The sequence below is a fragment of the Actinokineospora bangkokensis genome (assembly GCF_001940455.1).
Taxonomy (GTDB): domain Bacteria; phylum Actinomycetota; class Actinomycetes; order Mycobacteriales; family Pseudonocardiaceae; genus Actinokineospora; species Actinokineospora bangkokensis.
This window is the reverse complement of record NZ_MKQR01000026.1, coordinates 349,746-372,983: the sequence shown is the minus strand read 5'-3', so window position 1 is coordinate 372,983 and position 23,238 is coordinate 349,746. Positions and strand designations below refer to the sequence as shown.

Below are 23,238 nucleotides of genomic sequence, written 5' to 3'. Positions count from 1 at the left end.
CATGCCCCGCAAGGGACCGGCCCCGAAGCGGCCGCTGATCTCCGACCCGGTGTACAGCTCGCCGCTGGTCACCCAGCTCATCAACAAGGTCCTCAAGGACGGCAAGCGCTCGGTCGCCGAGCGCATCGTCTACGGGGCCCTGGAGGGTGCCCGGGAGAAGACCGGCACCGACCCCGTGGTGACGCTCAAGCGCGCGCTGGACAACGTCAAGCCCGCGATCGAGGTGAAGTCCCGCCGCGTCGGTGGCGCCACCTACCAGGTGCCGATCGAGGTCAAGCCCGGCCGCTCGGTGACCCTCGCGCTGCGCTGGCTCGTGTCGTTCTCCCGGGCCCGCCGCGAGAAGACCATGGTCGAGCGCCTCATGAACGAGCTGCTCGACGCCTCCAACGGCCTTGGCGCCAGCGTCAAGCGCCGCGAGGACACGCACAAGATGGCCGAGTCCAACAAGGCCTTCGCCCACTACCGCTGGTGAGCACGTCCCCGGCCGACCCGGCCGGGGGCCCAGCGGCGCCGTAGCACTGCATCTAGGACAGGGGAAACACCCGTGGCACTCGACGTGCTGACCGACCTGGCCAAGGTCCGCAACATCGGGATCATGGCCCACATCGACGCGGGCAAGACCACGACGACCGAGCGGATCCTCTTCTACACGGGGATCAGCTACAAGATCGGCGAGGTGCACGACGGCGCCGCGACCATGGACTGGATGGAGCAGGAGCAGGAGCGCGGCATCACCATCACCTCCGCCGCGACCACCTGCTTCTGGAAAGACCACCAGATCAACATCATCGACACCCCCGGGCACGTCGACTTCACCGTCGAGGTGGAGCGCTCGCTGCGCGTGCTCGACGGCGCCGTCGCGGTGTTCGACGGCAAGGAGGGCGTCGAGCCCCAGTCCGAGCAGGTCTGGCGGCAGGCCACGAAGTACGACGTCCCGCGCATCTGCTTCGTGAACAAGATGGACAAGCTCGGTGCGGACTTCTACTTCACCGTGCGGACCATCTCCGAGCGCCTGGGCGCCACCCCGCTGCCGGTGCAGCTGCCCATCGGCGCCGAGGGCGACTTCGTCGGCGTCATCGACCTCGTGCAGATGCGCGCGCTCACCTGGCGCGGCGAGGTCAAGAAGGGCGAGGACTACACCGTCGAGGAGATCCCCGCGGACCTGGCCGACAAGGCCGCCGAGTACCGCGAGAAGCTCGTCGAGGCGGTCGCGGAGACCAGCGACGAGCTGATGGAGAAGTACCTCGGCGGCGAAGAGCTGACCGTGGAGGAGATCAAGCACGGCATCCGCAAGATCGTCAACGACCGCACCGCCTACCCGGTGCTGTGCGGCTCGGCGTTCAAGAACAAGGGCGTGCAGCCCATGCTCGACGCCGTGATCGACTACCTGCCCGCGCCGATGGACCTCCCGCCGGTGCAGGGCACGCTGCTGGACGGGGAGACCCCGGCCCAGCGCGAGCCGAACACCGACGAGCCGTTCTCGGCGCTGGCGTTCAAGATCGCCGTGCACCCGTTCTTCGGCAAGCTCACCTACGTCCGCGTCTACTCGGGCAAGCTGAGCTCCGGGTCCCAGGTCATCAACTCGACCAAGGACAAGAAGGAGCGCATCGGCAAGCTCTTCCAGATGCACGCGAACAAGGAGAACCCGGTCGACGTGGCCTCCGCGGGCCACATCTACGCGGTCATCGGCCTCAAGGACACCACCACCGGTGACACCCTGTGCGACCCGGCGAACCCGATCGTGCTGGAGTCGATGACCTTCCCGGACCCGGTCATCCAGGTCGCCATCGAGCCCAAGACCAAGGCCGACCAGGAGAAGCTGGGCACCGCGATCCAGAAGCTGGCCGAGGAGGACCCCACCTTCAAGGTCAACCTGGACCACGAGACCGGGCAGACCATCATCGCGGGCATGGGCGAGCTGCACCTCGACATCCTGGTCGACCGCATGAAGCGGGAGTTCAAGGTCGAGGCGAACATCGGCAAGCCGCAGGTGGCCTACCGCGAGACCATCCGCAAGACGGTCGACAAGCTCGAGTACACCCACAAGAAGCAGACCGGTGGGTCGGGCCAGTTCGCGAAGGTCATCATCAAGCTGGAGCCGCTGGAGAGCACCGACGGCGCGCTCTACGAGTTCGACAACGCGGTCACCGGTGGCCGCGTGCCGCGGGAGTACATCCCGTCGGTCGACGCCGGTGCCCAGGACGCCATGCAGTACGGCGTGCTGGCGGGCTACCCGCTGGTGGGCCTGAAGCTGACCCTGCTCGACGGCGCCTACCACGAGGTCGACTCCTCCGAGATGGCGTTCAAGGTGGCCGGGTCGATGGCGCTCAAGGAGGCGGCGCGCAAGGCGGGCCCGACCATCCTGGAGCCGCTGATGGCCGTCGAGGTGACCACGCCCGAGGACTACATGGGCGACGTCATCGGCGACCTCAACTCCCGCCGCGGTCAGATCCAGGCCATGGAGGAGCGCTCCGGCGCCCGCGTGGTCAAGGCCCTGGTCCCGCTGTCGGAGATGTTCGGCTACGTCGGCGACCTGCGGTCGAAGACCCAGGGCCGGGCCAACTACTCGATGGTGTTCGACTCCTACGCCGAGGTCCCGGCCAACGTGGCGAAGGAGATCATCGCGAAGGCCACCGGCGAGTGACCTCGCGGTACCCCCGAGTTCGTGGGGCTGCTCCCCGGAGCACCGCACAGTAAGTGCGGCGCTCCGGGGCGCAGGCCCCGGCGAACCGCACAGACCCCCGATGAGCCGCAGCACCCCCGGACGGGCTAACGTCCGGCGGCAAAGCGGAAGAAAGCACATCCAGTCCAGGAGGACAGTCCAGTGGCGAAGGCCAAGTTCGAGCGGACCAAGCCGCACGTCAACATCGGCACCATTGGTCACATCGACCATGGCAAGACCACGCTGACCGCGGCCATCTCCAAGGTCCTGCACGACAAGTACCCGGACCTCAACCCCTTCACGCCGTTCGACGAGATCGACAAGGCGCCGGAGGAGAAGCAGCGCGGCATCACCATCTCGATCGCGCACATCGAGTACCAGACCGAGAAGCGCCACTACGCGCACGTCGACTGCCCGGGTCACGCCGACTACGTCAAGAACATGATCACCGGTGCGGCGCAGATGGACGGCGCCATCCTGGTGGTCGCCGCGACCGACGGCCCGATGCCGCAGACCCGCGAGCACGTGCTGCTGGCGCGCCAGGTCGGCGTCCCCTACATCGTGGTGGCGCTGAACAAGGCCGACATGGTCGACGACGAGGAGATCCTGGAGCTCGTCGAGCTCGAGGTGCGCGAGCTGCTGTCCTCGCAGGACTTCCCCGGTGACGACCTGCCGGTCGTGCGCGTCTCGGCGCTCAAGGCGCTCGAGGGCGACGCCGAGTGGGGCGAGAAGCTGCTGGGCCTGATGGACGCGGTCGACGAGTCCATCCCGGAGCCGCAGCGCGAGACCGACAAGCCGTTCCTCATGCCGGTCGAGGACGTCTTCACCATCACCGGCCGCGGCACCGTCGCGACCGGCCGCATCGAGCGCGGTGTCATCAACGTCAACGAGGAAGTCGAGATCGTCGGCATCCGCGAGAAGGCGCAGAAGACCACCGTCACCGGTGTCGAGATGTTCCGCAAGCTGCTCGACCAGGGCCAGGCTGGCGACAACGTCGGCCTGCTGCTGCGCGGCATCAAGCGCGAGGACATCGAGCGCGGCCAGGTCATCGTGAAGCCGGGCACCACGACCCCGCACACCGAGTTCGAGGCCCAGGTCGTCATCCTGAGCAAGGACGAGGGCGGTCGCCACACCCCGTTCTTCAACAACTACCGCCCGCAGTTCTACTTCCGCACCACCGACGTGACCGGCGTCGTGACCCTCCCCGAGGGCACCGAGATGGTCATGCCGGGCGACTCGACCTCGATGAGCGTCAACCTCATCCAGCCGATCGCGATGGACGAGGGCCTGCGGTTCGCCATCCGCGAGGGCGGTCGCACCGTCGGCGCGGGTCGCGTCACCAAGATCAACAAGTAGTTGCCGCGGGGTGGCCGGATGATTCCGGCCACCCCGGTTTGGGTGCCCGCGAGCTCGTGTGGCATCCTTGACGGGTTGCTCGTCGCGGGCGCGGTCGATCGGGATTCCGACACCGGCCGCCCCGCGTCGGACAGCCGGGGCCACCACGGCCCCTCGGAGCAGGACCCCACCCGCGCGGCTCCGCCTCCACCCTTCGGGGACGGGGGCAAGGTCCCAGGGACGGTTATGCGGAGCGAGCGCGACACGCCCGACCGCGTGGACCGGGGCCACCTGCACCGGCGCATTGACTTGTGAACAGGGAAGCGGCGCGGTTGTGGCCTGAGACGGCCTGCCGGCATCGCAACGAGAAGAGGAACGGCAAGCCACCATGGCGGGACAGAAGATCCGCATCCGGCTCAAGGCCTACGACCACGAGGCGATCGACGCGTCCGCGCGCAAGATCGTGGAGACGGTGACGCGCACCGGCGCCCGCGTGGTCGGCCCGGTGCCGCTGCCGACCGAGAAGAACGTCTACTGCGTCATCCGCTCGCCGCACAAGTACAAGGACTCGCGCGAGCACTTCGAGATGCGGACGCACAAGCGTCTGATCGACATCCTCGACCCGACGCCGAAGACGGTCGACGCGCTCATGCGCATCGACCTGCCGGCCAGCGTCGACGTGAACATCCAGTAAGCGCGCGGCGGAGAGCAAACAATCATGTCTGACAGGCAGATGAAGGGGATCCTGGGCACCAAGCTCGGGATGACCCAGGTCTTCGACGAGAACAACCGGGTCGTCCCGGTGACCGTCGTGAAGGCCGGTCCGAACGTGGTCACCCAGATCCGCAGCCAGGAGACCGACGGCTACGCCGCCGTGCAGCTGGCCTTCGGCCAGGTCGACCCGCGCAAGGTGAACAAGCCGGAGGCCGGGCACTTCGCCAAGGCCGGGGTCACCCCGCGCAAGGTCCTCGTCGAGCTGCGCACCGCCGACGCCGCCGAGTACGCCCTGGGCCAGGAGATCACCGCCGAGGTGTTCGAGGCCGGGCAGGTCGTGGACGCGACCGGCACCACCAAGGGCAAGGGCACCGCCGGTGTGATGAAGCGGCACGGCTTCAAGGGCCTCAGCGCCTCGCACGGCACCCAGCGCAAGCACCGCTCGCCGGGTTCCATCGGCGGCTGCGCCACCCCCGGCCGGGTCTTCAAGGGCCTGCGCATGGCGGGTCGCATGGGCCACGTCAAGGTGACCACCCAGAACCTCAAGGTCCACCAGGTCGACGGCGAGTCCGGCCTGATCCTGCTCAAGGGCGCCGTCCCCGGCCCCAAGGGCGGCCTGGTGTTCCTCAAGACCGCTGCGAAGGGCGGTGCCTGAGCATGACCAGCGTTGACATCAAGACGCCCGCGGGCACGACCGACGGCACGGCCGAGCTGCCCGCCGAGGTCTTCGACGTCCAGGCGAACGTGCCGCTGATGCACCAGGTCGTCGTGGCCCAGCTGGCCGCGGCCCGCCAGGGCACGCACTCGACCAAGACCCGCGGCGAGGTCTCCGGTGGTGGCAAGAAGCCCTACCGGCAGAAGGGCACCGGCCGCGCCCGCCAGGGTTCGACCCGCGCGCCGCAGTTCGTCGGCGGTGGCACCGTCCACGGCCCGCAGCCGCGCGACTACACCCAGCGGACCCCGAAGAAGATGAAGGCCGCCGCGCTGCGCGGCGCGCTGTCCGACCGCGCCCGCGCGGGCCAGGTGCACGTGGTGAGCGACCTCGTCGAGGGCGACACCCCGTCCACCAAGACCGCGCGCAAGCTGCTGGCGGCGGTGACCTCCGCCCGCCGGGTGCTGGTCGTGCTGACCCGCGAGCAGGACGTCGCGTGGATCTCCCTGCGCAACCTGCCCGACGTGCACGTCATCGCGCCGGACCAGCTGAACACCTACGACGTCCTCGTCAACGACGACGTCGTGTTCACCAAGGCCGCTCTCGACGCGTTCCTCGCCCGGCCGGTCAAGGTCGCCAAGGCGCGCGCCACCGAGGCCGAGGTCGTGACCTCCGAGGAGGACAAGTGATCCCCGACCACCGCGACATCCTCCTCGCGCCGGTGATCTCCGAGAAGTCCTACGGGCTGCTCGAGGAGAACAAGTACACCTTCGTGGTGTCCCCGGACGCGAACAAGACCGAGATCAAGATCGCGGTCGAGAAGGTGTTCGGCGTCAAGGTGACGAGCGTGAACACGCTCAACCGCAACGGCAAGCGCAAGCGCACCCGCACCGGGTACGGCAAGCGCAAGGACACCAAGCGAGCGATCGTGACGCTGTCCGCCGAGAGCAAGCCGATCGAGATCTTCGGCGGCCCGGCCGCGTAAGGGACTGAGCTGACATGGGTATCCGCAAGTACAAGCCGACGACCCCCGGTCGCCGCGGTTCGAGCGTCTCGGACTTCGCCGAGATCACCCGCTCGACCCCGGAGAAGTCGCTGATCCGTCCCCTGCACGGCACGGGCGGGCGCAACGCGCACGGCAAGATCACCACCCGGCACAAGGGTGGCGGCCACAAGCGCGCCTACCGCCTGATCGACTTCCGCCGCAACGACAAGGACGGCGTGCCGGCCAAGGTCGCTCACATCGAGTACGACCCCAACCGCACCGCCCGCATCGCGCTGCTGCACTACGCAGACGGCGAGAAGCGCTACATCATCGCGCCGAAGCTGCTCAAGCAGGGCGACCCGATCGAGAACGGCCCCCGGGCCGACATCAAGCCGGGCAACAACCTGCCGCTGCGCAACATCCCGGTCGGCACCACGGTGCACGCGATCGAGCTCCGCCCCGGTGGCGGCGCCAAGATCGCCCGCTCCGCCGGTGCCTCGGTGCAGCTGGTGGCCAAGGACGGCCCCTACGCGCAGCTGCGCATGCCGTCCGGCGAGATCCGCAACGTCGACGTGCGCTGCCGCGCCACCGTCGGCGAGGTGGGCAACTCCGAGCACGCCAACATCAACTGGGGCAAGGCCGGGCGCATGCGCTGGAAGGGCAAGCGCCCGACCGTCCGCGGTGTCGCGATGAACCCGGTCGACCACCCGCACGGTGGTGGTGAGGGCAAGACCTCCGGTGGTCGCCACCCGGTGAACCCCGCGGGCAAGCCCGAGGGCCGCACCCGCCGCCGCAAGGCATCCGACAAGCTGATCGTCCGCCGCCGCCGCACCGGCAAGAAGCGCTGAGCAGGGAGGTAGAAGCACATGCCACGCAGCCTGAAGAAGGGCCCGTTCGTGGACGACCACCTGCTCAAGAAGGTGGACGCTCTCAACGAATCGGGCAAGAAGACCGTCATCAAGACCTGGTCCCGCCGGTCCACGATCATCCCGGACATGCTGGGCCACACCATCGCGGTGCACGACGGCCGCAAGCACGTCCCGGTCTTCGTCAACGAGTCCATGGTCGGGCACAAGCTCGGCGAGTTCGCCCCGACGCGCACCTTCAAGGGGCACGTCAAGGACGACCGCAAGGCCCGCCGCCGCTAGTCGGCGCGAACACCAGAGCAGAGAAGAAAGCTAAGGGGAAGCAGCGATGAACGCCCGCAACGAGGCTGTGGCGCAGGAGGAGTACCCCAGCGCCATCGCTCGGGCTCGCTACGTCCGCGACACGCCCATGAAGGTCCGTCGCGTCGTCGAGCTCATCAGGGGTCGTAGCGCCAGCGAAGCCCTGGCCGTGCTCCAGTTCGCGCCGCAGGCGGCCAGCACGCCCGTCGCGAAGGTGCTCGCCAGCGCTATCGCCAACGCAGAGAACAACCTCAACCTCGACCCGGACACCCTCTGGATCAAGACGGTGTTCGTCGACGAGGGCCCGACGCTGAAGCGCTTCCGGCCGCGCGCCCAGGGCCGCGCCTACCGGATCCGCAAGCGCACGAGCCACATCACGGTCGAGGTCGAGTCCCGGCCGAAGCAGGCCGCCAAGGCCAAGAAGGGTGGTGCCCGCTAAATGGGGCAGAAGATCAACCCCCACGGCTTCCGGCTCGGGATCACCACCGACTGGCGGTCCCGCTGGTACGCCGACAAGCAGTACGCCGAGTACGTGGCGGAGGACGTCAAGATCCGCCGCCTGCTCAGCAAGGGCATGGAGCGCGCGGGCATCTCCCGCGTGGAGATCGAGCGCACCCGCGACCGGGTCCGCGTCGACATCCACACCGCCCGGCCGGGCATCGTCATCGGCCGCCGCGGCGCCGAGGCCGACCGCATCCGCGGTGAGCTGGAGAAGCTCACCAAGAAGCAGGTGCAGCTCAACATCCTCGAGGTCAAGAACCCCGAGTCGGACGCCCAGCTGGTCGCCCAGGTGACCGCCGAGCAGCTGTCCAACCGCGTGTCCTTCCGCCGCGCGATGCGCAAGGCCATCCAGTCGGCCATGCGCAGCCCGCAGGTCAAGGGCATCCGCGTGCAGTGCGGTGGCCGCCTCGGCGGCGCCGAGATGTCCCGCTCCGAGCACTACCGCGAGGGCCGGGTCCCGCTGCACACGCTGCGCGCCGACATCGACTACGGGTTCTTCGAGGCCCGCACGACCTTCGGCCGCATCGGCGTGAAGGTCTGGATCTACAAGGGCGAGGTCGTCGGCGGCCGTCGCGAGGCGGACAGCAACTCCCGGCCGTCCTCCCCGGACAACCGCCGCGAGCCGCGCCGCGAGCGCCCCAACCGCGCTCGCCGCTCCGGTGCCCAGGGCACCACCGCAACCAGCACCGAGGCGGGCCGCGCGGCCGCCGAGGCTCCGAAGTCCGAGGCCCCGGCCGAGGGCGCGTCCAACGGGGAGGGCTGACCAGTGCTCATCCCGCGCAGGGTCAAGCACCGCAAGCAGCACCACCCCAGCCGGAGTGGCGCTGCCAAGGGCGGCACCAAGGTCACCTTCGGCGAGTTCGGCATCCAGGCGCTCGAACCCGCCTACGTGACCAACCGCCAGATCGAGTCCGCCCGTATCGCCATCAACCGGCACATCCGCCGCGGTGGCAAGGTCTGGATCAACATCTTCCCGGACCGCCCGCTCACCAAGAAGCCCGCCGAGACCCGCATGGGTTCCGGCAAGGGCTCGCCCGAGTACTGGGTGGCCAACGTCAAGCCGGGTCGCGTCGTCTTCGAGATGAGCTTCCCGAACGAGCAGATCGCGCGCGAGGCACTGCGCCGAGCCATCCACAAGCTCCCGATGAAGTGCCGCATCGTCACGCGTGAGGGTGGTGACTTCTGATGGCGGCGGGTACCACCGCGGCGGACCTGCGCGAGCTCACCGACGAGGAGCTCGTGCAGCGGTTGCGCGAGGCGAAGGAAGAGCTGTTCAACCTGCGCTTCCAGATGGCGACCGGTCAGCTCGACAACAACCGCAGGCTGCGCACCGTCAAGCACGACATCGCGCGCGTCTACACCGTGATGCGCGAGCGCGAGCTCGGGCTCTCGGTGTCCCCCGATGAGGCGTCGAGTGAGGGTGCCGCATGAGCGAGAACAACGAGACCACCGAGGCGACCCCCCGCAACACCCGCAAGGTGCGCGAGGGCCTGGTCGTGTCGGACAAGATGGACAAGACCGTCGTCGTGGCGCTGGAGGACCGCAAGAAGCACCCGCGGTACTCCAAGGTCATCCGCTTCACCACGAAGGTGAAGGCGCACGACGAGGAGAACACGGCGGGCGTGGGCGACCGCGTCCTGCTCATGGAGACCCGACCGCTGTCGGCCACCAAGCGGTGGCGGCTGGTCGAGGTCCTGGAGAAGGCCAAGTAGCCCTCCGCACCACCGCACCACCCCTCCAAGCAGCTAGGCCGAGCCCGTCAGGTCGGAAATCTGGCGGGCCACGAATGGTCAGGAGTACCACGTGATCCAGCAGGAGTCGCGGCTCCGCGTCGCCGACAACACCGGTGCGAAGGAGATCCTTTGCATCCGCGTGCTCGGTGGCTCCGGGCGCCGCTACGCCGGCATCGGCGACATCATCGTCGCCACCGTCAAGGACGCGATCCCCGGCGCGGGCGTGAAGAAGGGCGACGTCGTCAAGGCCGTCGTCGTCCGCACCGTCAAGGAGCGCCGCCGTCCGGACGGGTCCTACATCCGGTTCGACGAGAACGCCGCGGTCCTCATCAAGAACGAGGGTGAGCCCCGGGGCACGCGCATCTTCGGCCCGGTGGGCCGCGAGCTGCGCGACAAGAAGTTCATGAAGATCATCTCGCTGGCGCCGGAGGTGCTCTGACATGGCGAAGCTGAAGATCAAGAAGGGCGACACCGTCCTGGTGATCGCGGGCAAGGACAAGGGCGCCCGGGGCAAGGTCATCCAGGCCTACCCGGACACCAACCGCGTCCTGGTCGAGGGCGTCAACCGGATCAAGAAGCACACCAGGGTCTCGCAGACCCAGCGCGGTGCGCAGTCCGGCGGGATCGTGACCCAGGAGGCCCCGATCCACGTCAGCAACGTCCAGCTCGTGCACGACGGCAAGGCCGTCCGCGTCGGCTACAAGTTCGACGACGAGGGCAACAAGGTGCGCATCGCGCGCGGCGCGCACGGTGGCGGGAAGGAGATCTGATCATGACCACCATCGAGAAGATCACCCCCCGGCTCAAGGTGCGCTACCGCGAGGAGATCGCCCCCGCGCTGCGCGACGAGTACTCCTACGCCAACGTGATGCAGATCCCCGGCGTGGTGAAGGTCGTCGTCAACATGGGCGTCGGCGACGCCGCGCGCGAGGGCAAGCTCATCGAGGGCGCGGTCCGCGACCTGGCCACGATCACCGGCCAGAAGCCCGAGATCCGCAAGGCGCGCAAGTCGATCGCGCAGTTCAAGCTCCGCGAGGGCATGCCGATCGGCGCGCGGGTCACCCTGCGCGGCGACCGGATGTGGGAGTTCCTGGACCGGTTGCTGACCATCGCCCTGCCCCGCATCCGCGACTTCCGCGGCCTGTCGGGCAAGCAGTTCGACGGCAACGGCAACTACACCTTCGGTCTCAACGAGCAGTCGATGTTCCACGAGATCGACCCGGACTCGATCGACCGCCCCCGCGGCATGGACATCACCGTCGTGACCACCGCGACCACCGACGAGGAGGGCCGGGCGCTGCTCAAGCACCTGGGCTTCCCGTTCAAGGAGAACTGAGATGGCCAAGAAGGCACTGGTTTCCAAGGCCGCTCGCAAGCCCAAGTTCGCGGTGCGCGCGTACACCCGCTGCAACCGCTGCGGCCGCCCGCACTCGGTGTTCCGCAAGTTCGGCCTGTGCCGGATCTGCCTGCGCCAGATGGCGCACCGGGGCGAGCTGCCCGGCGTGAGCAAGTCCAGCTGGTAGTGGTCCTCGGGGCCCGCTGTACCCTGGTGGGTCGGCGGGCCCCGCGGGGCTGCCCGCCCAGCTACACCCCCCCAGTTCGCCGCAGGCCCGAGAGGGAACCACGGCGAGGAAGGTTGACAGGTCACCCATGACGATGACCGACCCGATCGCAGACTTCCTGACGCGTCTGCGCAACGCCAACTCGGCGTACCACGACGAGGTCGTGCTGCCGCACTCCAAGCTCAAGGCGCACATCGCCGAGATCCTCAAGCGCGAGGGCTACATCGCGGACTTCCGCGACGAGCAGGGTGAGAAGAGCAAGAACCTCATCATCACCCTCAAGTACGGCCCGAACCGCGAGCGCAGCATCGCCGGTCTGCGCCGGGTGTCCAAGCCCGGTCTGCGGGTGTACGCGAAGTCGACCAACCTGCCGAAGGTCCTCGGCGGCCTGGGCGTGGCGATCATCTCCACGTCCGGTGGCCTGCTGACCGACCGCCAGGCGGGCAAGCAGGGCGTGGGCGGCGAAGTCCTCGCCTACGTCTGGTAGGGGAGGGGTAGCAGCCATGTCTCGCATCGGAAAGCTCCCGATCCCGGTCCCGTCCGGGGTCGACATCACCATCGACGGCCAGGACCTCAGCGTCAAGGGCCCGAAGGGCACGCTGTCGCTGCGCGTGTCCGAGCCGATCACCGTCGAGCGCGCCGAGGACGGCACCCTCGAGGTCAAGCGGCCCGACGACGAGCGCCAGAACCGTGCCCTGCACGGCCTGACCCGCTCGCTGGTCAACAACGTCGTGCTGGGCGTGACCCAGGGCTTCGAGAAGAAGCTGGAGATCCACGGCGTCGGCTACCGCGTCCAGGCCAAGGGCTCCGACCTGGAGTTCTCCCTGGGCTACAGCCACCCGGTGAAGGTCGTCGCCCCGGAGGGCATCACCTTCGCGGTGGAGACCCCGACGCGGTTCTCCGTCTCGGGCATCGACAAGCAGCAGGTCGGCGAGGTCGCGGCCAACATCCGCAAGCTGCGCAAGCCCGACCCGTACAAGGGCAAGGGCGTGCGGTACGCGGACGAGAAGATCCGCCGCAAGGTCGGGAAGACGGGTAAGTGACCATGAGCGAAGCAACCGCCGTCAAGCGCAAGCCGGTGGGCAAGGACATCTCCACCACCCGGCGCGTCGCCAAGACCCGCAGGCACTTCCGGCTCCGCAAGAAGATCAGCGGCACCGACGTCCGCCCGCGCCTGGTCGTGAACCGGTCCTCGCGGCACATCTCGGTCCAGCTCGTCGACGACCTGGCCGGGCGCACCCTGGCCGCGGCGTCGTCGCTGGAGGCCGACGTGCGCGCCGTCGAGGGCGACAAGAAGGCCCGCGCGGCCAAGGTCGGCGAGCTGATCGCCGCCCGCGCCAAGGACAAGGGCATCGCCAAGGTCGTCTTCGACCGCGGCGGCAACAAGTACACCGGCCGCATCGCGTCGCTGGCCGACTCGGCGCGCGAGGCGGGGCTGGAGTTCTGATGACGTACAACGATGGAAGGAACGCCTGATGCCGGGACGTACGCGGCAGTTCGGCGGCCAGGGCGGCCCGGGCGGCGGTCAGCAGGGCGGCAACGAGCGCGGCGAGCGCCGTGGCGGCCGCGACCGGCGTGACGGCGGCCGCGGCCAGGCCCAGGACAAGACCCCGCACCTCGAGCGCGTCGTCGCGATCAACCGCGTCGCCAAGGTCGTCAAGGGTGGTCGGCGCTTCAGCTTCACCGCGCTGGTGGTCGTCGGCGACGGCGACGGCATGGTGGGCGTCGGCTACGGCAAGGCCAAGGAGGTGCCCGCCGCGATCGCCAAGGGCGTCGAGGAGGCGAAGAAGAACTTCTTCCGCGTCCCCCGCATCGGCGGCACCATCCCGCACCCGATCCAGGGCGAGAAGGCGGCCGGTGTCGTGCTGCTGCGCCCGGCGTCGGCCGGTACCGGTGTGATCGCCGGTGGTCCGGTGCGCGCCGTGCTGGAGTGCGCGGGCATCCAGGACGTGCTGTCCAAGTCCCTGGGCTCGGACAACGCGATCAACATCGTGCACGCCACGATGGCGGCCCTCAAGGGCCTGCAGCGCCCCGAGGAGGTGGCCGCCCGCCGCGGCCTGCCGCTCGAGGACGTGGCCCCGGCTGGCATGCTGCGCGCCCGGGCGGCCGCCGCGGCCGGAACGGGGGCCTGACCCATGGCTCAGCTGAAGGTCACGCAGGTCAAGAGCGCGATCGGCACCAAGCGCAACCACCGTGAGTCGCTGCGCACCCTGGGCCTGCGGAAGATCCGCCAGTCCACGGTCCGCGACGACACCCCCGAGGTGCGCGGCCTGATCCACACCGTCCGCCACCTCGTGCAGGTCGAGGAGGTCTGACACATGGCTATCAAGATCCACCACCTGCGTCCGGCCCCGGGCGCCAACACCGCCAAGACCCGCGTGGGTCGCGGTGAGGGCTCCAAGGGCAAGACCGCCGGTCGCGGTACCAAGGGCACCAAGGCGCGCAAGAACGTCCCCGCGCGCTTCGAGGGTGGCCAGATGCCGATCCAGATGCGGCTGCCGAAGCTCAAGGGCTTCAAGAACCGCTTCCGGGTCGAGTACCAGGTCGTCAACGTCGGCGACATCGCGGAGGCCTTCCCCGAGGGCGGCTCCGTGGGCATCGCCGACCTGGTCGCCAAGGGCCTGGTCCGCAAGGGCAACCTGGTCAAGGTCCTGGGCAACGGCGACGTCGGCAGCGTGAAGCTGGACGTCACCGCCGACAAGTTCTCCGGCTCCGCCTCGGAGAAGCTGTCGGCCGCCGGTGGCACCGCCACCGCGACGACCGCCTGAGGGCGCACGGCAGCAGCACGACGAGGGCCGGGAGCGGATCGCTCCCGGCCCTCGTCGCGTCCCCGGGACCGGCTCAGAACACCGGCACGCCCTCGCGGGTCAGGCGCCAGTTCTCGCGGTAGAAGTCCGCGGGGTTGATGGTGCCCTTTGCGGTGGCGTAATCGATCAGGGCTTGGCGGATCTCCACCTGCGCGTTGTAGACGACCGGGGCCGTCGACACGTGCGGGAAGCCCCCGCCGCCGCTCTGGCGGTAGTTGTTGATGGCCACCGCGAACTGCTGGTCGGGGGTCACCGGCGCGCCGCCGTAGGACAGGCCGGTGATGCGGGAGCCCTCGGGCTTGGAGATGTCGATGTCGTAGGTGACCCCGGACAGCACGTCGTAGTTGTAGTCCGGGAGGCCGTGGGCGTTGGTCAGGGTCGCCGGGTCGACCGGCGCACCCGCGGGCAGCTGGTTGAAGTACCGGGCCGAGTGCTCCAGGTAGTCCTTGACCTGGCTGCCGGTCAGGGTGACCGCTTGCAGGGTGTTGTCGTAGATGTAGAGCCCCGCGATGTCGCGGATGCTGACGGGGCCCGCGGGGAAGACCGCGGTGCGGCTGAACGGGGCGGCGATGGACAGCACGGGCAGGCCCGCTTGCGGGGTGCCCGCCAGGGCCGCCGTCACCGTCTCGGTCTGCACCTGCTGGATGTAGTCGAGGATGGCGGTGTCGCGGTAGGGGGACTGGGCCGCGGACAGCTCTTCGGTGGACTGGGCGACCGTCTGGTTGACGTAGGCCACGGTCTTGTCGTGCGCCCCCTGGACCAGGGCCTTGATCTTCGGGTCCTCGGGGACGGTGTTGGTGTTCAGCGTCGTCGAGCGCTTGTCGACCACCGCCCAGCCGCCGCGGGACTCCTGCAGGGTGAAGTCCACGACCGACAGCCGCTGCCCCCACTTGCTCGGCTCGGTGAGCAGCACCTGCTTGCCGGTCTTCTTGTTGGTGACGAACCGCTGCGGGACGTCGTTGTGGGCGTGGCCGAACAGCACCGCGTCGATGCCGGGGACCTCCTCGGCGACCATGGCCGAGGCGTTCTCGACGGGGATGTCGCCGGTGTAGGAGGACATGCCGTTGTCACCGGCGTGCGCGGTGACCACGACGACGTCGGCGCCCAGCAGCTTCATGACCGGCACCCAGAAGCGCGCGGTCTGCACCAGGTCGTGGAACTTGAGCTTGCCGTCGACGTTGGCCTTGTCCCACAGCGCGATGCCGGGGTTGGTCAGGCCGAGGACGCCGACGGTGACCGGCCGCTTGCCGCCCGCGTCCATCCGCTTCATCACGAACGGCTGGTACTTCGGCAGCCCGGTGCGCGCGTCGACGGCGTTGGCGCCGAGCACCGGGGCCTTCATCTGCTTCACCCACTCGGCGAGCAGCGGGAGGCCGTAGTTGAACTCGTGGTTGCCCAGCGTGACGGCGTCGTAGCCGATCGCGTTCATGGCGGCGGCCATCGGGTGCACCGCGCCGGTGCTGGTGATGGGCTCGACCTTGGCGTAGTAGTAGTCCAGCGAGGTGCCCTGCAGGGTGTCGCCGGAGTCGAGCAGCAGGGTCCGACCGCGGCCCCGGTCGGCCCTGACCCGGTCGACCAGGGTGGCGACCTTGGCCAGGCCCACGTCGTTGTGCGCGCTGTCGTCGTACTCGGTGTTGCGGAAGTAGTCCCAGTTCAGCGCGTTGCCGTGCAGGTCCGAGCTCTCCATCAGGGTGATGGTCGCCCGGGCGGGCGCACCGGCGGCGGCCTGCGGCGCGGCGGCGGCCGAGGCCACCACGACGCCTGCGGCCAGGCCCGCCAGCACCGCGAGTCTCGATGGGCGCATGGGCGCGTGTTCCCTTCCCGATCGGGGGATGTGCACCCCCATCCCACCCCGTGCCCCCGGCGCGGCACCACCTGCTGACGTCGGGACCCGCACGGGGGTCGTGGGCGAGCCGGAGCAAGGCCGCGGACGTCCTGCTCACCCGGCGCGCACGTTCCGCTGAGGGCGGACGGCGGCGGGGCCGGGGGGTGCTGTACCGACCAGTCGTGCTGTTACAGTCGGGAGCACGCTGCGGGAGCCCTGTCCCCCGGAGCGCCCCCGGCTTGCCACCAGGCGGTGCGCGGGGAGCATGTGCAAGCGCCGGCCGCCCGGTCGGTGGAAGCCCGTTCACCGGTGATGAGCGCCGGTGACGCCGATGGAGGTTCCTGCGTGCTCAGCGCCTTCCGCTCGGCTCTCGCGACGCCGGACCTGCGCCGCAAGATCCTGTTCACGCTGATGATCATCGTGGTCTACCGCATCGGCGCGACCATCCCGTCCCCTGGCGTGTCCTACGCGAACGTCCAGAAGTGCCTGAACACGGTCGAGGACCAGGGCGTCGTCCAGCTGCTGAACCTGTTCAGCGGCGGTGCGCTGCTCCAGCTGTCGCTGTTCGCGCTCGGGATCATGCCCTACATCACCGCGAGCATCATCATCCAGCTGCTCACGGTGGTCATCCCGCGCTTCGAGCAGCTGAAGAAGGAAGGCCAGTCCGGCCAGGCCAAGCTGACCCAGTACACCCGGTACCTGACGATCGCCCTGGCGGTCCTGCAGGCCACCGGCATCGTGGCGCTGGCCGACCGCGGGCAGCTGTTCGCCAACTGCCCCGACCCGATCATCCCGGGCAGCAACATCTTCACCCTCTCGGTCATCGTCATCACGATGACCGCGGGCACCGCGGTGATCATGTGGTTCGGCGAGCTCATCACCGAGCGCGGCATCGGCAACGGCATGTCCCTGCTGATGTTCGTCAACATCGCCGCGCGGATCCCGGCCGAGGGCGCCAACATCCTGGAGAACCAGGGCGGCGTGGTCTTCGCGCTGGTCTGCTTCTTCGGCCTGGTCATCATCGCCAGCGTCATCTTCGTCGAGCAGGGCCAGCGCCGGATCCCGGTGCAGTACGCCAAGCGCATGATCGGCCGCCGCATGTACGGCGGGACCTCGACCTACCTGCCGCTGAAGGTCAACCAGGCGGGCGTCATCCCGGTCATCTTCGCCTCGTCGCTGCTCTACCTGCCCGACCTGATCTCGCGGCTGGTGGGCGCTGGCAACTCCGGCTGGCAGAACTTCATCGCCAACTACGTGGTCAAGCAGAGCAGCTGGGTGCACATCGGGCTGTACTTCGCGCTGATCATCTTCTTCACGTACTTCTACATCACCATCACGTTCAACGTGAACGAGCGCGCCGACGAGATGAAGAAGTTCGGCGGCTTCATCCCCGGCATCCGCCCGGGTCGCCCCACCTCGGAATACCTGAGCTTCGTGCTGAGCCGGATCACCCTGCCCGGCTCGATCTACCTCGGCATCATCGCCGTGCTGCCCAACTTCTTCCTCGACGTGACCGGCGGGCAGGGCAACAACCAGAACTTCCCGTTCGGCGGCACCGCGGTGCTGATCATGGTCGGCGTCGGCCTGGACACGGTGAAGCAGATCGAGAGCCAGCTCATGCAGCGAAACTACGAAGGGTTCCTCAAGTGACTCGTGTTGTTCTCGTTGGCCCGCCCGGTGCTGGCAAGGGCACCCAGGCCGCTGCGCTCAGCTCCCAGCTCGGCGTGCCGCACATCTCCACGGGTGACCTGTTCCGGGCGCACATCGCGAACAACACCGAGCTCGGCAGGCAGGTCAAGGCGATCATGGACGCCGGTGGCCTGGTGCCCGACGAGGTGACCAACGAGATGGTCCGGGACCGGCTGGGCGCCGAGGACGCCCGGGGCGGCTTCCTGCTCGACGGCTTCCCCCGCAACACCGGCCAGGCCGACTTCCTGGCCCGCGAGCTCGGCGTCGAGCTCGACGCCGTGGTCGAGTTCCGGATCGACGAGGACGTGGTGGTCGAGCGGCTGCTCGGCCGCGGCCGGGCGGACGACACCGAGGACGTCATCCGCCACCGGCTCGAGGTCTACCGCAAGGAGACCGCCCCGCTGCTGGACCACTACGCCGACCAGCTCATCACCGTGGACGCGGTGGGCGCCGTCGACGAGGTGACCGGGCGCGTGCTGTCCGCGCTGCGCTCGCGGGGATGACCGGTGCAGGCTTCTGGCGCATGGCCGTCGCGTCCTGGCGCGCCCGCATGATCGAGATCAAGTCCGCAGGTGAGCTGGAGGCGATGCGGGCGGCCGGGATCGTGGTCGCCCGCGCCCTGGCCGAGGTCACCGCCGCCGCCAAGGCCGGGGTGTCCACCGGCGAGCTGGACGAGGTGGCCGAGCAGGTCATCCGCGACGCGGGCGCGGTGCCCTCGTTCCTGGGCTACCACGGCTTCCCGGCCAGCATCTGCGCCTCGGTGAACGAGCAGATCGTGCACGGCATCCCGTCCCGCGACCAGGTGCTCGCCGACGGCGACCTGGTCTCGGTCGACTGCGGGGCGATCCTCGACGGCTGGCACGGCGACTCCGCGGTCACCCTGCACGTCGGCGAGGCGGGCGAGGCCGACCGGCAGCTGTCCGCGGCGACGAAGCTGTCGATGGAGGCGGGCATCGCCGCGGCCGTCGCCGGGGCCAAGCTCTCCGACGTCTCGCACGCCATCGAGCGGGCCACCCACGCCGCCGAGCGCGAGCACGGCCGCCGCTACGGCATCGTCCGCGAGTACGGCGGCCACGGCATCGGCACCTCGATGCACATGGACCCGTTCCTGCCCAACCACGGCAAGCCCGGGCGCGGCCCCAAGCTGCGGGTCGGCATGGCCATCGCCATCGAGCCGATGCTCACCCTCGGCACCGAGGAGACCCTGGAGCTCGACGACGGCTGGACGGTCGTGACGACCGACGGCAGCCGCGCCGCGCACTGGGAGCACACGGTGGCCATCACCGAGTCCGGGCCCTGGGTGCTCACCGCCCCCGAGGGCGCCTGAACCACCCCTGACCTGCGCGGACGACACCGGGTCCACACCTGCGGGTGGACGACGCGCCCGGGTTCTTGACGCGGGGGTAACCCCGATTTCGCACGCCCCTGCCGCCGTGCGTACACTTGACCGGTGGCGCGGTACCTCAGCGCCGTCCCCGTCGTGCGTCGAGCCCGGTGCGAGAGCACCTGCCGTCTCGCGCGCCCGCCGGGCACCGCACGCAACGCACGTGAAGCACCGCACGCAACGCACGAAGACCGAAGCCACATCACCACGTCACGAAACGCGGAGGACATGGGCAAGAAGGACGGGGCCATCGAGGTCGAAGGCCGCGTGGTCGAGCCACTCCCCAACGCGATGTTCCGCGTCGAGTTGGAGAACGGCCACAAGGTCCTGGCACACATCAGCGGCAAGATGCGGCAGCACTACATCCGCATCCTGCCCGAGGACCGGGTGGTCGTGGAGCTGTCGCCCTACGACCTGTCCCGCGGCCGCATCGTCTACCGCTACAAGTGACGAGGCCCCGGTCGCTGACCGGGACGCCACGGGCCGGAAAAAACGAGGAAGCAGACGTGAAGGTCAACCCGAGCGTCAAGAAGATCTGCGACAAGTGCAAGGTGATCCGCCGCCACGGCCGGGTCATGGTGATCTGCGAGAACCTGCGCCACAAGCAGCGCCAGGGCTGATCACCCGCACTCCAGCGGTCTGACGCACTGCGAAGGCCTCCCCCGACCTGCCGGGTCACACGGACCCGGTGCGCGCCCGGCCCCCAGGCCGGGTCCCTGGACCTTGAGTCGGTCCCGGGGCGGTGGGGGAGAAAACCTGGGGACGAGACAGAGGAGAACACGCCGAGATGGCACGACTCGCCGGCGTCGACCTCCCCCGCGAGAAGCGGATGGAGATCGCGCTGACCTACATCTTCGGGATCGGCCGCACCCGCAGCCAGGAGCTGCTGGCGGCCACCGGAGTCGACCCGGACCTGCGCGCCAAGGACCTCTCCGACGAGGACCTGGTCAAGCTCCGGGAGTACATGGAAGAGCACTGGAAGGTCGAGGGTGACCTCCGGCGCGAGGTGCAGGCGGACATCCGCCGCAAGATCGAGATCGGCTGCTACGAGGGCCTGCGGTGGCGCCGCGGTCTGCCGGTGCGCGGTCAGCGCACCAAGACCAACGCCCGCACCCGCAAGGGTCCGAAGAAGACGGTCGCCGGCAAGAAGAAGGCCGGCAAGAAGTGAGCATCTCCCGTCAGTCCGTGGCGACCATGGCGCCCCAGCGGCGCGGTCGCCGGTCGTTCATGGCCTACACCGTCGCGCCCAAGTGCGCCCGCCCCGCGGCGCTGCGCGAGCTGTACAAGGACGCCGGATCCATCATCCGGGACGCTGCTCCTGAGATCACCACCTCGCGGCCCGAGTAGGAGAAACCCGAAGACATGCCCCCCAAGTCTCGCCAGGGCGCCGGAGTCAAGAAGGTCCGGCGCAAGGAAAAGAAGAACGTCTCGTACGGGCACGCCCACATCAAGAGCACGTTCAACAACACCATCGTCTCCATCACCGACCCGACCGGCGCCGTGATCTCCTGGGCGTCCTCCGGGCACGTCGGCTTCAAGGGCTCGCGCAAGTCGACCCCGTTCGCCGCGCAGATGGCCGCCGAGAACGCCGCCCGCAAGGCGGCCGAGCACGGCATGAAGAAGGTCGACGTCTTCGTCAAGGGCCCCGGCTCCGGCCGGGAGACCGCGATCCGCTCGCTGTCGGCGGCGGGCCTTGAGGTCGGCACCATCCAGGACGTGACCCCGCAGCCCCACAACGGCTGCCGCCCGCCCAAGCGGCGCCGGGTCTGAGGAAGCGGGAGGAGCAACAGAAATGGCACGCTACACCGGCCCCGCGACGCGCATCTCGCGCCGCCTGAAGGTCGACCTCGTCGGCGGCGACCAGGCCTTCGAGCGCCGCCCGTACCCGCCCGGCCAGCACGGCCGCGGTCGGGTCAAGGAGAGCGAGTACCTGCTTCAGCTCCAGGAGAAGCAGAAGGCCCGCTACACCTACGGCATCCTCGAGAAGCAGTTCCGCCGCTACTACGAGGAAGCCGTCCGCCGCAAGGGCAAGACCGGTGAGGTCCTGCTCCAGCTGCTGGAGTCCCGCCTGGACAACGTGGTGTACCGCGCGGGTCTCGCGCGCACCCGCCGCCAGGCGCGCCAGCTGGTCAGCCACGGGCACTTCACCGTGAACGGCAAGAAGGTCAACATCCCGTCGTACCAGGTGAGCAAGTTCGACATCATCGATGTCAAGCCCAAGTCCCTGCCGACGCTGCCCTTCGTCGACGCCAAGGAGTCCTACGGCGACCGCCCGATCCCGGGCTGGCTGCAGGTCGTCCAGTCGAACCTGCGCATCCTCGTGCACCAGCTGCCCGAGCGCGCGCAGATCGACGTCCCCGTGCAGGAGCAGCTGATCGTCGAGTTCTACTCGAAGTGACGCACCGGGGGAGGCGGTCCCATGGCCGCCTCCCCGCTCCTGCGCCCGCACCCGGCGGTGCGCGCAGGGGCATCCCGTTCACGACGGGCGTCAAATAGCGGGCGCCCAAGGGAAGGAAGAACCCAGAGTGCTCATCTCACAGCGTCCCACCCTGGCCGAGGAGCCGGTCGCCGAGACCCGCTCCCGCTTCGTCATCGAGCCGCTGGAGCCCGGCTTCGGCTACACGCTCGGCAACTCGCTGCGCCGCACGCTGCTGTCCTCGATCCCCGGTGCCTCGGTCACCAGCATCCGCATCGACGGCGTGCTGCACGAGTTCACCACCGTGCCGGGGGTCAAGGAGGACGTCACCGACATCATCCTCAACCTCAAGGAGCTCGTGGTCTCCTCCGAGGAGGACGAGCCGGTGACGATGTACCTGCGCAAGCAGGGCCCCGGTGAGGTCACCGCGGGTGACATCGTGCCGCCCGCGGGCGTCACCGTGCACAACCCCGACCTGCACATCGCCACCCTGAACGGCAAGGGCAAGCTGGAGATCGAGCTCGTGGTCGAGCGCGGTCGCGGCTACGTCCCGGCCGTGCAGAACAAGCAGGCGGGCGCGGAGATCGGCCGCATCCCGGTCGACTCCATCTACTCGCCCGTGCTCAAGGTGACCTACAAGGTCGAGGCCACCCGCGTCGAGCAGCGCACCGACTTCGACAAGCTCATCCTGGACGTCGAGACCAAGCCGTCGATCACCCCGCGCGACGCGGTGGCCTCGGCGGGCAAGACGCTGGTCGAGCTGTTCGGGCTGGCGCGCGAGCTCAACGTCGACGCCGAGGGCATCGAGATCGGCCCCTCGCCGCAGGAGGCGGACACCATCGCCGCCTACGCGATGCCGATCGAGGACCTCGACCTCACCGTGCGCTCCTACAACTGCCTCAAGCGCGAGGGCATCCACACCGTGGGTGAGCTCGTCTCCCGCTCCGAGGCGGACCTGCTGGACATCCGCAACTTCGGTGCCAAGTCCATCGACGAGGTCAAGATGAAGCTCGTCGGCCTGGGCCTGGCGCTCAAGGACAGCCCCCCCGGGTTCGACCCGACGGCCGCCGCGGCGGACTACGCGACCGACACCTGGTCGGACACCAGCGCGGACACCGGCAACGACGACGGCCAGGACTACGCAGAGACCGAGCAGCTCTAGTCCCGCGGGACTGCCTGAGCAGCGGATTTCCACAAGGAGCAAGCAATGCCCACCCCCACTAAGGGTGCCCGCCTCGGCGGGGGCCCCGCGCACGAGCGGCTGCTGCTGGCCAACCTGGCCACGGCGCTGTTCCAGCACGGGCGGATCACCACCACCGAGGCCAAGGCGAAGCGGCTGCGCCCGTACGCCGAGCGCCTGATCACCAAGGCCAAGGTCGGTGACCTGCACAACCGCCGCGAGATCATGAAGGTGATCCGCGACAAGGACGTCGTCCAGCGCCTGATCGTCGAGCTGGGCCCGTTCTACGCCGACCGCCAGGGCGGCTACACCCGGATCACCAAGACCCTGCCGCGCAAGGGCGACAACGCCCCCATGGCCGTGATCGAGCTGATCCAGGAGAAGACCGTCACCGCCGAGGCCGAGGCCGCGCGCAAGACGCGGTTCGCCAAGGACGAGGCCAAGACCGAGGCCCCCGCCGCCGCGGAGACCCCGGCCGAGGACGACACCGCGGTCGACACCCCGGAGGCCGTGGAGACCAAGGCCGACGACGAGGCCAAGGTCGACGGCGCCGCCCCGGCCCCGGCCGAGGAGACCGCCGAGGACAAGGACAAGTCCTGACCCCGCGCAGCACCGCTGACGAGCCCG

At 69.1% G+C, this 23,238-nt stretch carries 36 protein-coding genes; 35 read left to right on the top strand and 1 reads right to left on the bottom strand.

The window, feature by feature from the left end; genetic code table 11:
- Position 1: 1 nt before the first annotated feature.
- The 24 genes from rpsG (at position 2) to rplO (ending at position 14,078) form a co-directional block, all read left to right on the top strand.
- Positions 2-472 carry a 30S ribosomal protein S7 gene (rpsG, locus tag BJP25_RS24370; RefSeq protein ID WP_075977315.1) on the top strand — a complete coding sequence of 157 codons (471 nt, stop codon included), beginning with the start codon at positions 2-4 and terminating at the stop codon, positions 470-472.
- 72 nt (positions 473-544) lie between these two features.
- Entirely contained in the window at positions 545-2,644 is a 2,100-nt protein-coding gene (gene fusA, locus BJP25_RS24365) for an elongation factor G (protein ID WP_075977314.1), read from the top strand.
- A 180-nt stretch (positions 2,645-2,824) separates the two neighbouring features.
- A complete protein-coding gene (gene tuf / locus BJP25_RS24360) occupies positions 2,825-4,018 on the top strand; it encodes an elongation factor Tu (RefSeq protein ID WP_075977313.1) in 1,194 nt (397 codons plus the stop codon).
- Between the two features lie 367 nt (positions 4,019-4,385).
- Positions 4,386-4,691, top strand: a complete 306-nt coding sequence (rpsJ, locus tag BJP25_RS24350) for a 30S ribosomal protein S10 (RefSeq protein ID WP_003938093.1) — start codon at positions 4,386-4,388, stop codon at positions 4,689-4,691.
- A 24-nt stretch (positions 4,692-4,715) separates the two neighbouring features.
- Positions 4,716-5,366 carry a 50S ribosomal protein L3 gene (gene rplC / locus BJP25_RS24345; protein ID WP_075977311.1) on the top strand — a complete coding sequence of 217 codons (651 nt, stop codon included), beginning with the start codon at positions 4,716-4,718 and terminating at the stop codon, positions 5,364-5,366.
- A gap of 2 nt (positions 5,367-5,368) precedes the next feature.
- Positions 5,369-6,052, top strand: coding sequence for a 50S ribosomal protein L4 (rplD, locus tag BJP25_RS24340; protein ID WP_075977310.1), 684 nt, complete (start codon positions 5,369-5,371; stop codon positions 6,050-6,052).
- Positions 6,049-6,348 carry a 50S ribosomal protein L23 gene (gene rplW / locus BJP25_RS24335; RefSeq protein ID WP_075977309.1) on the top strand — a complete coding sequence of 100 codons (300 nt, stop codon included), beginning with the start codon at positions 6,049-6,051 and terminating at the stop codon, positions 6,346-6,348. The genes rplD and rplW overlap by 4 nt, the downstream gene beginning before the upstream one ends.
- A 14-nt stretch (positions 6,349-6,362) precedes the next feature.
- Positions 6,363-7,196 (top strand): 50S ribosomal protein L2, encoded by an 834-nt coding sequence (rplB, locus tag BJP25_RS24330; RefSeq protein WP_075977308.1) that lies wholly within the window; start codon positions 6,363-6,365, stop codon positions 7,194-7,196.
- A gap of 18 nt (positions 7,197-7,214) precedes the next feature.
- Positions 7,215-7,496 carry a 30S ribosomal protein S19 gene (rpsS, locus tag BJP25_RS24325; protein WP_075977307.1) on the top strand — a complete coding sequence of 94 codons (282 nt, stop codon included), beginning with the start codon at positions 7,215-7,217 and terminating at the stop codon, positions 7,494-7,496.
- Positions 7,497-7,542: 46 nt separating this feature from the next.
- Positions 7,543-7,953 (top strand): 50S ribosomal protein L22, encoded by a 411-nt coding sequence (gene rplV, locus BJP25_RS24320; RefSeq protein WP_075977306.1) that lies wholly within the window; start codon positions 7,543-7,545, stop codon positions 7,951-7,953.
- Complete coding sequence (gene rpsC, locus BJP25_RS24315) at positions 7,954-8,778, top strand: 30S ribosomal protein S3 (RefSeq protein WP_075977305.1); 825 nt, start codon at positions 7,954-7,956, stop codon at positions 8,776-8,778.
- 3 nt (positions 8,779-8,781) lie between these two features.
- Positions 8,782-9,201, top strand: coding sequence for a 50S ribosomal protein L16 (rplP, locus tag BJP25_RS24310; protein WP_075977304.1), 420 nt, complete (start codon positions 8,782-8,784; stop codon positions 9,199-9,201).
- The gene (gene rpmC, locus BJP25_RS24305) at positions 9,201-9,446 is read left to right on the top strand and encodes a 50S ribosomal protein L29 (protein WP_075977303.1); all 246 of its coding nucleotides are present in this window, start codon (positions 9,201-9,203) and stop codon (positions 9,444-9,446) included. The genes rplP and rpmC overlap by 1 nt, the downstream gene beginning before the upstream one ends.
- Entirely contained in the window at positions 9,443-9,727 is a 285-nt protein-coding gene (gene rpsQ / locus BJP25_RS24300; protein ID WP_075977302.1) for a 30S ribosomal protein S17, read from the top strand. The genes rpmC and rpsQ overlap by 4 nt, the downstream gene beginning before the upstream one ends.
- A 91-nt stretch (positions 9,728-9,818) precedes the next feature.
- Positions 9,819-10,187 carry a 50S ribosomal protein L14 gene (rplN, locus tag BJP25_RS24295; RefSeq protein ID WP_075977301.1) on the top strand — a complete coding sequence of 123 codons (369 nt, stop codon included), beginning with the start codon at positions 9,819-9,821 and terminating at the stop codon, positions 10,185-10,187.
- Between the two features lie 10 nt (positions 10,188-10,197).
- Positions 10,198-10,518: a 50S ribosomal protein L24 gene (gene rplX, locus BJP25_RS24290; protein ID WP_075977806.1), complete on the top strand. Its 321-nt coding sequence runs from the start codon at positions 10,198-10,200 to the stop codon at positions 10,516-10,518.
- A gap of 2 nt (positions 10,519-10,520) precedes the next feature.
- The gene (gene rplE / locus BJP25_RS24285) at positions 10,521-11,084 is read left to right on the top strand and encodes a 50S ribosomal protein L5 (RefSeq protein ID WP_075977300.1); all 564 of its coding nucleotides are present in this window, start codon (positions 10,521-10,523) and stop codon (positions 11,082-11,084) included.
- Between the two features lies 1 nt (position 11,085).
- Positions 11,086-11,271, top strand: a complete 186-nt coding sequence (locus BJP25_RS24280) for a type Z 30S ribosomal protein S14 (protein ID WP_026424130.1) — start codon at positions 11,086-11,088, stop codon at positions 11,269-11,271.
- A 127-nt stretch (positions 11,272-11,398) separates the two neighbouring features.
- Positions 11,399-11,797: a 30S ribosomal protein S8 gene (rpsH, locus tag BJP25_RS24275; protein ID WP_075977299.1), complete on the top strand. Its 399-nt coding sequence runs from the start codon at positions 11,399-11,401 to the stop codon at positions 11,795-11,797.
- Between the two features lie 16 nt (positions 11,798-11,813).
- Complete coding sequence (rplF, locus tag BJP25_RS24270; protein ID WP_075977298.1) at positions 11,814-12,353, top strand: 50S ribosomal protein L6; 540 nt, start codon at positions 11,814-11,816, stop codon at positions 12,351-12,353.
- A gap of 2 nt (positions 12,354-12,355) precedes the next feature.
- The gene (rplR, locus tag BJP25_RS24265; RefSeq protein WP_075977297.1) at positions 12,356-12,757 is read left to right on the top strand and encodes a 50S ribosomal protein L18; all 402 of its coding nucleotides are present in this window, start codon (positions 12,356-12,358) and stop codon (positions 12,755-12,757) included.
- A 28-nt stretch (positions 12,758-12,785) separates the two neighbouring features.
- Positions 12,786-13,442: a 30S ribosomal protein S5 gene (gene rpsE, locus BJP25_RS24260; protein WP_075977296.1), complete on the top strand. Its 657-nt coding sequence runs from the start codon at positions 12,786-12,788 to the stop codon at positions 13,440-13,442.
- Between the two features lie 3 nt (positions 13,443-13,445).
- Positions 13,446-13,625, top strand: coding sequence for a 50S ribosomal protein L30 (gene rpmD, locus BJP25_RS24255; RefSeq protein ID WP_075977295.1), 180 nt, complete (start codon positions 13,446-13,448; stop codon positions 13,623-13,625).
- 3 nt (positions 13,626-13,628) lie between these two features.
- Positions 13,629-14,078, top strand: coding sequence for a 50S ribosomal protein L15 (gene rplO / locus BJP25_RS24250; RefSeq protein WP_075977294.1), 450 nt, complete (start codon positions 13,629-13,631; stop codon positions 14,076-14,078).
- 73 nt (positions 14,079-14,151) lie between these two features.
- Here rplO and BJP25_RS24245 read toward each other — a convergent pair whose 3' ends face one another.
- Entirely contained in the window at positions 14,152-15,921 is a 1,770-nt protein-coding gene (locus tag BJP25_RS24245) for a 5'-nucleotidase C-terminal domain-containing protein (protein ID WP_075977293.1), read from the bottom strand.
- A 366-nt stretch (positions 15,922-16,287) separates the two neighbouring features.
- Here BJP25_RS24245 and secY point away from each other — a divergent pair, with 366 nt between their 5' ends.
- The 11 genes from secY (at position 16,288) to rplQ (ending at position 23,211) form a co-directional block, all read left to right on the top strand.
- Positions 16,288-17,592 (top strand): preprotein translocase subunit SecY, encoded by a 1,305-nt coding sequence (gene secY / locus BJP25_RS24240; protein WP_075977292.1) that lies wholly within the window; start codon positions 16,288-16,290, stop codon positions 17,590-17,592.
- Entirely contained in the window at positions 17,589-18,134 is a 546-nt protein-coding gene (locus tag BJP25_RS24235) for an adenylate kinase (RefSeq protein ID WP_075977291.1), read from the top strand. The genes secY and BJP25_RS24235 overlap by 4 nt, the downstream gene beginning before the upstream one ends.
- A 47-nt stretch (positions 18,135-18,181) precedes the next feature.
- Complete coding sequence (gene map, locus BJP25_RS24230; RefSeq protein ID WP_075977805.1) at positions 18,182-18,958, top strand: type I methionyl aminopeptidase; 777 nt, start codon at positions 18,182-18,184, stop codon at positions 18,956-18,958.
- Positions 18,959-19,243: 285 nt separating this feature from the next.
- Positions 19,244-19,465: a translation initiation factor IF-1 gene (gene infA / locus BJP25_RS24225; RefSeq protein ID WP_005166804.1), complete on the top strand. Its 222-nt coding sequence runs from the start codon at positions 19,244-19,246 to the stop codon at positions 19,463-19,465.
- Between the two features lie 56 nt (positions 19,466-19,521).
- Complete coding sequence (gene rpmJ / locus BJP25_RS24220; RefSeq protein WP_018682809.1) at positions 19,522-19,635, top strand: 50S ribosomal protein L36; 114 nt, start codon at positions 19,522-19,524, stop codon at positions 19,633-19,635.
- Positions 19,636-19,802: 167 nt separating this feature from the next.
- Positions 19,803-20,183 carry a 30S ribosomal protein S13 gene (gene rpsM, locus BJP25_RS24215; RefSeq protein WP_075977290.1) on the top strand — a complete coding sequence of 127 codons (381 nt, stop codon included), beginning with the start codon at positions 19,803-19,805 and terminating at the stop codon, positions 20,181-20,183.
- Positions 20,180-20,362, top strand: coding sequence for a hypothetical protein (locus tag BJP25_RS24210; protein WP_075977289.1), 183 nt, complete (start codon positions 20,180-20,182; stop codon positions 20,360-20,362). The genes rpsM and BJP25_RS24210 overlap by 4 nt, the downstream gene beginning before the upstream one ends.
- A 15-nt stretch (positions 20,363-20,377) precedes the next feature.
- The gene (gene rpsK, locus BJP25_RS24205) at positions 20,378-20,785 is read left to right on the top strand and encodes a 30S ribosomal protein S11 (RefSeq protein ID WP_075977288.1); all 408 of its coding nucleotides are present in this window, start codon (positions 20,378-20,380) and stop codon (positions 20,783-20,785) included.
- A gap of 22 nt (positions 20,786-20,807) precedes the next feature.
- Positions 20,808-21,413, top strand: coding sequence for a 30S ribosomal protein S4 (rpsD, locus tag BJP25_RS24200; RefSeq protein ID WP_075977287.1), 606 nt, complete (start codon positions 20,808-20,810; stop codon positions 21,411-21,413).
- A gap of 127 nt (positions 21,414-21,540) precedes the next feature.
- Entirely contained in the window at positions 21,541-22,593 is a 1,053-nt protein-coding gene (locus BJP25_RS24195; RefSeq protein WP_075977286.1) for a DNA-directed RNA polymerase subunit alpha, read from the top strand.
- A 45-nt stretch (positions 22,594-22,638) separates the two neighbouring features.
- Positions 22,639-23,211 carry a 50S ribosomal protein L17 gene (gene rplQ, locus BJP25_RS24190; RefSeq protein WP_075977285.1) on the top strand — a complete coding sequence of 191 codons (573 nt, stop codon included), beginning with the start codon at positions 22,639-22,641 and terminating at the stop codon, positions 23,209-23,211.
- Positions 23,212-23,238: the final 27 nt, after the last annotated feature.